This is a genomic window from Streptomyces sp. NPDC101151 (genome assembly GCF_044768335.1).
Taxonomy (GTDB): domain Bacteria; phylum Actinomycetota; class Actinomycetes; order Streptomycetales; family Streptomycetaceae; genus Streptomyces.
In genome coordinates this window covers 152,836-165,983 of sequence record NZ_JBIWPP010000015.1, presented here as the reverse complement: position 1 = coordinate 165,983, position 13,148 = coordinate 152,836, and the positions used below count along the sequence as shown (strand labels likewise).

The following is a 13,148-nucleotide window of genomic DNA, read 5'->3' as shown; positions in this document are numbered from 1 at the left end:
TTCGAGCGCGGCCAGCGAGGTGAAGCCCAGCCGTGGGAAGTCGGTGTCGGCGTCGAGATCCGCGGCCGAGGCGTGCCCCAGGACCACGGCGGTCTCCCGCAGCACCAGCTCGCCGACGAAGCGTTCCCGGTCGGCGGGCAGCACATGCCGCGCGGTGGTGGTGTCCCGGACGTCCTTGTCGTCCCGGGCGTCGTCGGCGAGTGCCGGCGCCCGCCGACGGGCCGGTGCGGACGCGTGCGTGGTCGGCGACCACATGCCCGTTGCGGGGGCCGAACGGAGCGGGAGCAGGTGGGCGCGGTCCGTGCCGAGGGCGGCGTCCAGCAGCGCCAGGGCGTCCTCGGTGGCCAGCGGGAGCACCCCGGCTGCGGTCAGCCGTGCCAGATCGGCGTCGGCGAGATTTCCGGTCAGAGCACTGCGCTCGGCCCACAGGCCCCAGCCCAGGGACACAGCGGGCAGCCCGAGTCCGCGGCGGTGCCGGGCCAGCGCGTCGAGGAAGGCGTTGGCGGCGGCGTAGTTGCCCTGCCCTGCGGTGCCCAGGGTGGCGGCGACCGAGGAGAACAGCACGAAGGCCGTGAGGCCGGCGTCGCGGGTCAGCTCGTGCAGGTGCCAGGCGCCGTCGGCCTTGGCGGCCAGCACGGAGCGCAGGCGTTCGGGCGTGAGGGAGTCGATCACCCCGTCGTCCAGTGTTCCGGCGGCGTGGACGACGGCCCGCAGCGGCCGGTCCCCGGGGATCTCGGCCAGCGCACCGGCGAGCGCGTCGCGGTCGCCGACGTCGCAGGCCGCCGAGGTCACCCGGGCGCCCAGCGCGGTCAGTTCGTCCGCGAGTTCGTCCGCTCCGCTCCGGCTGACGAGGAGCAGGTCGCGGACTCCGTGTGCGGCCACCAGATGCCGTGCCACCAATCCGCCGAGCGTTCCCGAGGCCCCGGTGACCAGGACCGTGCCGTCGGCGGGGAATCCGCTTCTCGTCGCCGACGGCGCGCGTACCAGCCTCGGCGCGCGCAGCTCGCCGCCGCGCACCGCAATCTGCGGTGTCTCGCAGGCGAGCAGCGAGGGCAGCACCTGCGGCAGTCCTTCGGGGTCGTCGGTGTCGACGAGCGTGATCCGGTCGGGGTGTTCCGTCTGGGCCGACCGCACCAGGCCCCACACCGCGGCCGCCGCCAAGTCGAGGTCCGTGTCCGTGGCCACAGCGGCCACGGCCCGCTGCGTCACCACCACCAGGCGCCCCGAGCGGTCCTCCGGGCCGGCCAGCCAGGCCTGTACGTCCGCGAGCACGGCGGAGGTGACGGCGTGGACCCGGGCGGGCGGCTCGCCGTCGGCGGACGGGCAGCGTACGACGGTGACGCCCGTCGTGCCGGCCGTGACCGGACGCGGAGCCACCCCGGTCCAGTCGACCGCGTACAGCGCGCCCCCGACACCGTCCAGGCGTACGGCGTCGAGCGGGCGCAGCGTCAGGCCGCCGACCGAGAGGACGCCGCGGCCGGTGCCGTCGGCGACCCGCAGAGCCACGGAGCCGTCCGGGAGCCGTGTGATCCGGGCCCGCAGGCGGGAGATCTCCGTGGCCGCCTCGAGGTCCAGCCATCGGGCCTCGCTCCAGGAGAACGGCAGTGCGGGAGCGGTTTTGAGGTCGAGGGCGTGCAGGACGGCGTCGAGCAGTGCCGGGCGGGCCGGCTCCGGCAGGGACACCTCGGCGAACAGGTCGTCGCCGCGTCGCCACACCGCGCGCAGACCGCGGAAGGCCGGGCCGTATCCCAGGCCTTGTGCGGCCAGGTCGTCGTACCAGGAGGCGAGGTCGAGCGGTTCGGCGGCCGGGGGCGGCCACCGAGTGAGGTCCGTGTCGGCGGGCTCCGGCGGTGCCGCTGTGGCGGCGGACTCGGTGAGGTGACCGGTCGCATGCCGCTGCCAGTCGGAGTCCGGGCCCCGTGCGGACAGGTGCACGCTCCGGTGCCCGTCGTCGGCGGGACCCACCAGCACCTGGAGATGCACCTCGCCCTCGTCGGGCACGATCACGGGCGCGAGCAGGGTGAGTTCGGCGACCGGATGGCCGGCCTGCAGCACCATCTCCAGCAGCGCGGTTCCGGGGACCACGGCACGGCCGTGCACGCGGTGATCGGCCAGCCACGGGTGGGTGCGCAGGGACAGGCGGCCGCTGAGGACGGTCCCTGCGCCGTCCGCGAGTTCGAGGGAGCCGTCCAGCAGCGGGCGCCACCCGCGCAGCCAGTAGGGCCTCGTCCCGAAGGCGTACGTGGGCAGGTCCACGGTGCGGGCGCCGGTGCCCTCGAACGTCTGCGCCCAGTCGACCGCGACGCCCTGGGCGTGCAGGGCGGCGAGGGAGTGCAGGAATCGCCGGGCGCCGCCCTCGTCGCGGCGGAGCGTCTCCGCCACGACGGGCCGGCGCAGGTCGACGTCGTCGAGCGTGTCCTGGACGGCCATGGTGAGCAGGGGGTGCGGGCTGACCTCGACGAACACCCCGTATCCGGCCGCCGCGAGGGCCCGGACGGTGTCCTCGAACCGCACCGGCTCCCGCAGGTTCCGGTACCAGTACGCGGTGTCGAGCTGCTTGCCGTCGAGCCGGTCGCCGGTCACGGCCGAGTAGAAGGCCGCTTCTCCCGTGCGCGGGCTCACGTCGGAGAGCGATTCCAGCAGTTCGTCGCGCAGCTCCTCGACGTGGGCGGAGTGGGAGGCGTAGTCGACCGGCACACGACGGGCCCGGATTCCGTCGGCCTCGCAGGAGGCGAGCAGTTCCTCCAGGGCGTCAGGGGTGCCGGAGACGACGACGGAGGACGGCCCGCTGACCGCCGCCACCGAGATCCGCTCGCCGAACGGTTCGAGGCGCTCGCGCACCGAGTTCTGGGGGGCGACGATCGACACCATGCCGCCGCGGCCGGCGAGTGCCGTCAGCGCCCGGCTGCGCAGCACGGACAGCAGCGCGCCGTCTTCGAGGGACAGGGCTCCGGCGACGCAGGCGGCGGCGATCTCGCCCTGCGAGTGCCCCACCACGGCCGAGGGCGTCACTCCGGCCGACCGCCATGCCTCGGCCAGTGACACCATGACGGCCCAGAGGGCGGGCTGGACGACGTCCACCCGTTCCAGTGCCCGCTCGTCGTCGAGAACCTCGCTCAGCGACCAGTCGACGAGGCCGTCCAGGATCCGCTCGCACGCGTCGAGGCGGGCGGCGAACGCCGGTGAGCTGTCGCGCAGTTCACGAGCCATGCCGGGCCACTGCGCCCCCTGGCCGGGGAAGACGAAGACCACGCCGGAGTCGGGGGCGGCCGATCCCTCGACCAGGTGTGGTGACGACTCGCCCGCCGCGAGGGCGTCCAGCCCGTCCAGCAGTTCCTCGCGGTCCTCGGCGACGACGACACCGCGATGCTCCAGTGCCGCGCGCGCGGTGACCGAGGAATGGCCGACGTCGGCCGGGCGCACGTCGGGGTCGGACGCCACCCGCTCCCGCAGCCGGACCGCCTGGGCCCGCACCGCGGCTTCGGTCGCGCCCGACACGACGACGGGCACCGGGCGGACGACAGCCGGTCCGGGCTCGACCGTCGGGGCGGCGGGCGCCTGTTCGATGATCACGTGGGCGTTGGTGCCGCTCACCCCGAACGCCGACACCCCGGCCCGGCGCGGCCGGCCGGTCTCGGGCCAGGGACGCTGCCCGGTCAGCAGCTCGACCGCTCCCGCCGACCAGTCCACGTGCCGTGACGGCTCGTCGACGTGCAGCGTGCGCGGGAGCACACCGCGCCGGACGGCCATCACCATCTTGATCACGCCGCCTACGCCGGCGGCGGCCTGGGTGTGCCCGATGTTGGACTTCAGCGAGCCGAGCCACAGCGGCTCGACGCGGTCCTGGCCGTAGGCCGCCAGCAGCGCCTGCGCCTCGATCGGGTCGCCGAGGCGGGTGCCGGTGCCGTGTGCCTCCACGGCGTCGACGTCCGCGGCGGACAGGCCGGCGTTCGCGAGAGCGTCCCCGATGACGCGCTGCTGCGAGGGCCCGTTGGGGGCGGTGAGTCCGCTGGAGGCGCCGTCCTGGTTGACCGCGGAGCCACGCAGCACCGCCAGGACACGATGTCCGTGCCGCTGCGCGTCCGACAGCCGCTCCAGTACGACGATGCCCACGCCCTCGGCCCAGCCCGTGCCGTCCGCCGCGTCCGAGAACGCCTTGCAGCGGCCGTCGGGCGACAGGGCCCGTTGGCGCGCGTACTCGACGAAGGTGCGCGGTGTGGACATCACGGCCACGCCGCCGGCCAGCGCCAGCGAACTCTCTCCCGACCACAGCGACTGCGCCGCCAGGTGGAGCGACACCAACGAGGAGGAACACGCGGTGTCCACCGTCACCGCGGGCCCCTCGAACCCGAACGTGTAGGCGATACGCCCCGAGGCCACACTGGGCAGGCTGCCGTTGAACAGGTGCCCTTCGAACGTGCCGGTGTCCGCGCCCAGACGGGACGCGTAGTCGCCGTACATCACGCCCGCGAAGACGCCGGTCCGGCTGCCGCGCAGGGAGGTCGGGGCGATTCCCGCGCGTTCCAGGGCCTCCCAGCAGGACTGCAGCAACAGGCGCTGCTGCGGATCGGTCGCCAGCGCCTCCCTCGGTGCCATTCCGAACAGGGCGGCGTCGAACTCGGCCGCGTCGTGCAGGAATCCGCCGTGCCGGGTGTAGCTGGTGCCGAGGTGGTCGGGGTCGGGGTCGTACAGCCCCTCCAGATCCCAGCCCCGGTTCGCCGGGAACCCGGTGACCGCGTCCACGCCGTCGAGTGTCAGCCGGAACAGGTCCTCGGGCGAGGTCACACCACCGGGATAGCGACAGGCCATGCCGACGATCGCGAGGGGCTCCCGGACCGCCGTGCCCCCTTGGGCGGCCGTGCTCTCCTGGGCGGCCGTGCTCTCCTGGGCCTCCAGTTCCCGCAGTCGGCGGCGTGTGTGGCGGAGTTCGGCGGTGACCCGCTTCAGGTAGTCGAGCATCTTCGCGTCGCTCATGCCGAAGGCCTTCCGAGCTCATCGTCGATCAGGGCAAAGAGCTCGTCCGCTGTGGCCGCGGCGATCTCGTCGTCGTGCGCCGACCCGGTCACGTCGTCTCCGACGGTCAGGGTCGACAGCAGGTCCAGCAGCCGGGCGGTGACATCCGCGTGCAGATGGTCGTCGTCGACCGACGTCACGCTCGCGCTCAGCCGGTCCAGGTCGGCGAGGACGGGCGGCACCTGTGGTGCGGGCGGGCCGGACGGCGGGACGAGCCGCTCCAGCAGGTGGCGGGTGAGCGCTGTGGCGCTCGGGTGGTCGAAGGTCACCGTGGCGTTCAGCGTGAGCGCGGTGCGGGCGGCCAGCCGGCTGCGCAGCTCCAGGGCCGTCAGGGAGTCGAAGCCGAGTTCCATGAAGCCTCTTTCGGCAGGTACGTCGTCCGGCCCGGACCGGCCGAGGACGGTGGCGATCTCCTGCTGCACGAGCCGTCGTACCGTCAGCTCGCGGTCTGCCTCGGCGAGGGCGGGCAGGCGCTCGCGCAGTGACGGTCCGGCCTGCGCCGCGGGCTCGTCCGACGGGGCGGGGGTGCGGGCCGGCCGGCGCAGTACGGCGGGGACTTCGGTCTGCGGTCCGGAGAGGTCGAACCGGGCGGGCACCAGGTGCGGACGGTCGGCCGTGACGGCCAGGTCGAACAGGGCGAGCCCCTCGTCCGTGGCCAACGGCCGCAGACCCCTGCGCAGGATGCGCTGCCGGTCGGTGTCGCTGAGCCGGCCGGTGAGTCCGGTGCCGCGCTCCCACAGTCCCCAGCCCAGGGAGACCGCGGGCAGTCCGTCAGCGGTGCGACGGTGGGCCAGCGCGTCCAGGAAGGCGTTGGCGGCCGCGTAGTTGGCCTGGCCGGGCAGTCCGATCGTGGCCGAGACCGAGGAGAACAGCACGAACGCGGTGAGGTCCAGGTCGCGGGTCAGCTCGTGCAGATGCCATGCCGAGTCCGCCTTGGCGGACAGCACCGTGTGCAGCTGCTCCGGGGACAACGACGTTGCCGCGGCGTCCTGGAGGACCCCCGCAGCGTGCACCACGGCGCGCAGGGGCGCCGTCCCGGGCACGGAGGCGACGACGTCGCCGAGCGCGTCCCGGTCCGTCACGTCACAGGCGACGACCCGTACGTCGGCACCGGCTCCGGTCAGTTCCGCGGTCAGCTCGGCCGCTCCGTCCGCCGCCGTACCGCTGCGGCTGACCAGCAGCAGTTGTCGTACGCCGTGCCGATGGACCAGATGCCGGGCCACCATGGCGCCCAGCCCGCCGGTTCCGCCGGTGATCAGTACGGTTCCGGCGGGGTCGAAGACCGGCGCACCGGGCTCGGCGGCGGGCACCGAACCGCGGCTGAGCCGGGGCACGAGGATCCGCCCGGAGCGCACGGCGAGCTGTGTCTCCGCGGTGGCCAGGGCACGGTCGAGTCCGTCGTCGGCGTGTCCCTCGGCCGGCTCCTGCCGGTCCACCAGGACGACGCGCCCGGGGTGTTCGGACTGGACGGAGCGCAGCAGGCCCCACACGGTGGCGGCGGGCAGCTCGACGGCGTCGCCGGCGACGGCGGCCACGGCGCGCCGGGTCACGACGGCGAGCCGACCGGGGCCGTCGCCGTGTGCGGCCAGCCAGGCCTGGACCTCGCCCAGCACACGCTCGGCGACCGCGTGGACCGTGTCCGGTGCGACCGGCCCGCTCGGCTCGACCGGCAGGACGGTGGTGGGCCCGGGTGCGGGTGCCGCACTGCCGGGAGCGGTGATCTCACGCCAGTCGACCTGGAAGAGCCGGGGGTGGGTGCGCCGTGCGTCCAGCGGGCGCAGGGCGAGGGACTCCACCGAGAGCACCTCGGTGCCGCTGCCGTCGGCGACGGTGAGCGCCGCCCGCTGGTCGCCGAGACGGCTGACGCGTGCCCTGAGCCGCGTCGCACCGTTGCCCGCCGCCCGCACTCCGGTCCAGGAGAACGGCACGACCGGTCCCGGGCCCTCGTCGAGTACCAGCGGATGCAGTACGGCGTCCAGGAGCGCCGGGTGCACCTGGAAGGGTCCGGCCGCCTCCTCCAGGGCCACTTCGGCGAGAAGGTCCTCTCCGTCCCGCCACACCCGCCGCAGGTTGCGGAACGCGGGGCCGTACTCCAGGCCGCGGCCGGCGAGTTCCTCGTACCACCCCGTGCGGTCCACGGGCACCGCCCCGGGCGGCGGCCACTGCGTGGCCGTCTCGCGCGAGCCGCCGGGCTCTGCGCGTCCGGCCCGTCCGGTGGCGTGCAGGTGCCATTCCCGGCCGGTGCCGTCGTGTGCCCGCCCGTGGACGCGGAACGCGCGCCGGCCGGAGGCGTCCGGGGCGCCGGCGGTCAGCTGCACCTCGACGTCGCCCTCGTCCGGCACCACCAGGGGTGTGTGCAGGACGAGTTCGTCGACGACGTCGCCGATGCGCAGTGCCATCTCCAGCAGCGCCGTTCCCGGTACGACGCACCGGCCGAGGACGCGGTGATCGGTCAGCCAGGGCCGGGTGCGCAGCGAGAGCCGCTCGGTGAGCAGCAGGTCGCCGCCGTCGGCGAGTTCCACGGCGTCCGTCAGCAGCGGCCGGTCGGCCAGCGGGTGGGCCCAGTGCCGCCGGCGCTGGAAGGCGTAGGTGGGCAGTGCCACGCGTGCGGCGCCGGTCCCTGTGTACGCCCCCCGGCTCCAGTCGACCGGAACGCCGTGCGTCCACAGCCGGGCCGCCGACGCCAGGAAGCGCTCCGGTCCCCCTTCGTCGCGCCGCAGGGTTCCGCAGACCAGGGGGTCCTGGCCGGGCGTGCGGTGCTCCAGGATCTCCACGATGCTCGTGCTGAGCACCGGATGGGAACTCACCTCGACGAACGGGCCGTACCCCTGGCCGGCGAGCGCTCGTACGGCCGTGTCGAAGTGGACCTGGTGCCGCAGGTTCCGGTACCAGTACCCCGCGTCCACCGCCTGCTCGCCCAGCCAGTCCTGCTCGACGGTCGAGAAGAAGGGCACGTGTGCGGGCCGGGGGCGCACTTCGGCGAGGACGTGGGCCAGTTCGTCCTCGATCCGTTCCACCAGGGACGTATGCGAGGCGTAGTCCACCGGGATGATCCGGGCCCGGACGCCGTCCGTCCGGCACTCGGCGAGCAGGTCCTCCAGCGCCTGCGGATCCCCGGCGACGACCGTGGCGGACGGGCCGTTGAGGGCGGCCACTTCGAGGCGGCCCTGCCACGGGCCGAGCCGGGACTCGGTCTCCACGGCCGGCAGCGCCACCGACATCATCCCGCCGTGGCCCGCGAGGCCCCGGGCGATGGCCTGCGAGCGCAGGGCGACCACGCGGGCGCCGTCACGCAGCTCCAGTGCGCCGGCGACGCAGGCGGCGGCGATCTCGCCCTGCGAGTGCCCCACGACGGCCGCGGGTTCGACGCCGTACGACTGCCACAGCGCGGCCAGCGACACCATCACGGCCCAGGACGCGGGCTGGACGACGTCCACCCGTTCCAGCGTGGGCGCGCCCGGTGCGCCGCGCAGCACGCCGTCGAGGTCCCAGTCCACGAACTCCGCCAGGGCGGCGGCGCATTCCCGCATCCGGCGCTCGAACACGGGTGAGGCGTCCAGCAGTTCCACGGCCATGCCCGTCCACTGCGAGCCCTGGCCGGGGAAGACGAAGACGACCCGGTCACCGGCCGTGCGACCGGTGCCCAGGCTGACGCCCGGATCCTCTGTGCCCCGGGCGAGCGCGTCGAGCCGGTCCAGGAGCGCGGCACGGTCTTCGGCGACGACCACGGCGCGGTGCCGCAGGGCCGGGCGGGTTTCGACCGCGGAGAAACCCACGTCCCGCACGTTCAGTTCCGCGTCCGACTCCACCCGCTGCCGAAGCCGCAGCGCCTGCGCCCGCAACGCGGCCTCGCCCGCCCCCGACAGCACCACCGGCAGGGGTCCGCGGACATCGGACGCACCGGCCTCCGGGCCCTCCTGCGCGGCCTCCTCCAGGATCACGTGCGCGTTCGTCCCGCTGATCCCGAACGACGACACGGCCGCCCGGCGCGGCCGCTGCGGCCGTGGCCAGTCCCGCTCCTCCACCAGCAGCTCGACCGCGCCGGACGACCAGTCCACATGGCGCGACGGCGCGCCCGCGTGCAGGGTCCGTGGCAGCACCCCGAGCCGCAGCGCCATCACCGTCTTGATCACACCGCCGACGCCGGCGGCGGCCTGTGCGTGCCCGATGTTCGACTTCAAGGACCCCAGCCACAGCGGCCGTTCGGCGGGACGGCCCTGCCCGTAGGTCGCCAGCAGGGCCTGTGCCTCGATCGGGTCGCCCAGCCTCGTCCCCGTGCCGTGCGCCTCGACGGCGTCCACATCGGCCGGCGCCAGCCCCGCGCCCGCCAGCGCGGCGCGGATCACCCGTTCCTGGGACGGACCATGGGGTGCCGTGAGCCCGTTGGAGGCGCCGTCCTGGTTGACCGCGGAGCCCCGGACCACCGCCAGTACCCGGTGCCCGAGCCGGCGCGCGTCCGCGAGCCGTTCCAGCACCAGCACGCCCGCGCCCTCGGCCCATCCCGTGCCGGCCGCGCCGTCCGCGAAGGCCCGGCAGCGCCCGTCGGGCGACAGGCCGCCCTGACGGGAGAACTCCACGAACATCCCGGGCGTGGACATCACGGTGGCACCGCCGGCGAGCGCCAGGGTGCAGTCGCCCGCCCGCAGCGACTGCGCCGCCAGATGCAGTGACACCAGTGACGACGAACAGGCCGTGTCCACCGTCACCGCCGGGCCCTCCAGGCCCAGCGTGTAGGCCACCCGTCCCGACGCCACACTCGTCGCGCCGCCCGTCAGGGCGTGTCCCTCGAAGCTGTCGGTCGTCTCGTGCAGCCGGGGTACGTAGTCCTGGTCCATGACCCCGGTGAAGACGGCCGTGCGGCTGCCGCGCAGGGACAGGGGGTCGATCGCGGCGTGTTCCAGTGCCTCCCAGGACACTTCGAGCAGGAGCCGTTGCTGCGGATCCATCGCCCGGGCCTCGCGCGGGCTGATCCGGAAGAAGTCGGCGTCGAAGTCCAGGGCTCCGGTGAGGAAGCCACCGGACCGCACCTGGCCGGCCTGTGCCGGGTCCGTGCTCCAGCCTCGGTCCTGCGGGAACCCGGAGATGGCGTCGGTCCCGTCGCGCACCAGTCGCCACAGATCGTCCGGCGAGGCGACGCCGCCGGGGAAACGGCAGCCCATGCCGACGATCGCGATCCTGTCGTCGGCGTCCTGCGCGGCGGGCGTGGTCGGTGCGAAGCCGGCGGCCGGTCCGGACAGCCGGTCCCGCAGGTGCGCCGCCAGTACGGCCGGGGTGGGGTGGTCGTACAGCAGGGAGGAGGGCAGCCGCAGGCCGGTCTCGGAGCTGAGCCGGCTGCTGAGTTCGACGGATGTCACCGAGTCGAAGCCGAGTGCCTTGAAGGTGTGGCCGGACTCGACGGCCCCGGGGTCGGCATGGCCGAGTACGGCCGCCGCCTGCGACCTGACCAGGGCCAGTGGGTCCACCGGCCGTGCCTGGGTGCCGGCGGCCGGCCGGTCGGGCTCGGTGAGCGCTGCGGACGCCGGGTTCGCGGTGGGCCGTCGGGCGGGGTCGCCGGAGATCCAGTGGGGTGTGCGCCGGAAGGCGTACGTGGGCAGCTCCACGGTGCGGGCCCCGGTGCCCTCGAACACCGGTCGCCAGTCCAGGGCTACGCCCCGGACGTGCAGTTCCGCCAGGGAGAGCAGGAGTCGTCGGAGGCTGCCGTCGCCGCGGCGCAGCGTGCCCTGCACGATCGCGCCGGTGCCGTCCAGGGTGTCCTGGATCGGCGTGGTCAGCACCGGGTGCGGGCTGGCCTCGACGAACACGCGATGGCCGTCCTCGGCCAGGGCCTGGACGGCGGCCTGCAGCCGCACCGGCTCCCGCAGGTTCCGGTACCAGTACTCGGCGTCCAGGGCGTCGGCGTCCAGCCGGGCGCCGGTGACCGTGGAGTAGAACGCGACGTCGGCGGGCCGGGCGGTGACCCGTCGGGCGGCCCGCAGGACCTCGTATCGGATCTCCTCCACCTGCGGCGAGTGGGAGGCGTAGTCGATCGGGACCATGCGGGTGCGGACGCCGCGTGCCTCGCACTCCCGCACCGTCTCGCGGACCGCGTCGACCGGGCCGGAGACCACGACCGCGTCCGGGCCGTTCACGGCTCCGACGGTGACGCGGCTCCGATCGACCTGCTCGACCGGCATGGCCAGCATCGCCATCGCGCCGCGGCCCGACAGCCGGGCGGTGATGACCCGGCTGCGCTCGACCATCAGGCGCAGGGCGTCGTCGAGGGAGACGATGCCGGCCGTGCAGGCGGCGGTGATCTCCCCCTGCGAGTGGCCCACGACCGCGGTCGGGGCCGGACCGACGGCGCGCCACACCTCGGCCAGGGAGACCTGCACCGCGAACAGCGCGGGCTGCATGACGTCCATCCGGCGCAGCGCGTCCTCGTCGGCGAGCACCTCGCGCAGCGACCAGTCGACGAGGCCGTCCAGCAGCCGTGCGCACTCGTCCATCCGCGCGGCGAACACCGCCGAGGTCTCCCACAGGTCCAGGGCCATGCCGGCCCACTGCGGGCCCTGTCCGGGGAAGACCCACACCATGCCCGGGGCGTCGGCCGCCACTCCCCGAGCCAGCTGCGGGGACGGCTCGCCGGCCGCCAGCGCGGCGAGACCGGCGAGGAGTTCGGCTCGGTCCTCGGCGACGACCACGCCGCGGTGCTCCAGTACCGAGCGGGTCGTCACCGTGGCGTATCCGACATCCGCGGGGCGCAGCGCGGGGTCGGACTCGACCCACTCCAGCAGGCGCCGTGCCTGGGCGCACAGGGCCGCCTCGGTTCGGCCGGAGACCAGCACGGGCACGGGGCGGGCCGGGGCGCGGTCGCCGCCGTCCGTGTCCGCACCGGTGTCCTTGCCAGGCTCGCCGTGGCCTTCCGCCACCACCAGGTGGCAGTTCGTGCCACCGAGGCCGAAGGAACTGACGCCCGCCAGCCGCCGTCCCTCGGGCCAGGGGCCCGCGGTGTCGTTGACCCGTATCCGCAGCCGCTCCAGGGGGATGGCGGGGTTCGGCTCGGCGTAGTGCAGGCTCGCCGGGAGGGTGCGGTGCCCGATCGCCAGGGCCGCCTTGATCAGTCCGATGACGCCCGAGGCGCCGTCCAGGTGCCCGATGTTGGTCTTCACCGACCCGACGAGCAGGGGCCGTTCGCGGGGCCGGCCGCGGCCGAGCACGGCTCCGAGGGCTGCCGCCTCGACGGGGTCTCCGGCCCGGGTGCCGGTGCCGTGCAGCTCGACGTAGCGCACGTCGGCCGGTTCCACCCCGGCGCGATCGCAGGCGGCACGCAGGAGTTCGCGCTGGGCGTCGCCGTCGGGGACGGTGAAGGTCGCGCCGCCGCCGTCGTTGTTCACCGCGCTGCCGAGCAGGACGCAGTGGATCCGGTCGCCGTCGGCGAGGGCGTCCGTCAGGCGCTTGAGGACGACGACCCCGGCGCCCTCACCGCGGGCCGTGCCCGCCGCGCGGGCGTCGAAGACGTGGCAGCGGCCGTCCGGGGAGAGGGCTCCGGCCCGGGCGAAGGCGAGGGTGCCGGCCGGCGTCAGGTTCAGGTGGACTCCGCCGGCCAGCGCCAGGGAGGTGGCGCCCGACAGCAGGCTCTCACCGGCCAGGTGCACGGCGACCAGGGAAGAGGACTGGGCCGTGTCGACGGTGAGGCTCGGACCGCGCAGGCCCAGGTGGTACGAGATGCGGTTGGCGATGGCGCCGCGGCTCAGGCCGGTCAGCGAGTGGTGGGAGACGGCGTCCTGGCCGTGCAGTTGGGTGAGCGCGGCATAGTCGTCGCCCGTCGCGCCGAGGAAGACCGCGGCGTTCTCGCCGCGCAGCCGTTCGGGCACGATGCCCGCGTGTTCCAGTGCCGTCCAGCTCAGTTCCAGGGCCAGGCGCTGGCGCGGGTCCATGGCGGCCGCTTCGCGGGGCGAGATGCCGAAGAACGCGGCGTCGAAGTCGGCGACGCGCTCCAGGAACCCGCCTCGTCGCAGCCCCGCGGCGAGGAGGTCGTCCGGGATCCCCGCCAGGTCCCACCGGCCCTCCGGTACGTCGCCGATCGCGTCCGTGCCGTCGCGTAACAGCCGCCAGAAGGAGCCGAGGTCATCCGCTCCCGGAACCCGGCACGACAT

Annotated in this window: 2 protein-coding genes (1 of these 2 running past the window's edge); both read right to left on the bottom strand. The window is 74.7% G+C overall.

Annotated features, from left to right (window positions below; all coding sequences use genetic code 11):
- Positions 1-4,974: the 5' portion of an amino acid adenylation domain-containing protein gene (locus ACIRU3_RS26280; RefSeq protein ID WP_404060734.1), read on the bottom strand. The gene continues 16,554 nt to the left of window position 1, outside the view; only the first 4,974 of its 21,528 coding nucleotides appear in the window; it begins with the start codon at positions 4,972-4,974; its stop codon lies beyond the left edge, outside the window.
- Positions 4,971-13,148, bottom strand: coding sequence for an SDR family NAD(P)-dependent oxidoreductase (locus tag ACIRU3_RS26275; protein WP_404060802.1), 8,178 nt, complete (start codon positions 13,146-13,148; stop codon positions 4,971-4,973). The genes ACIRU3_RS26280 and ACIRU3_RS26275 overlap by 4 nt, the downstream gene beginning before the upstream one ends.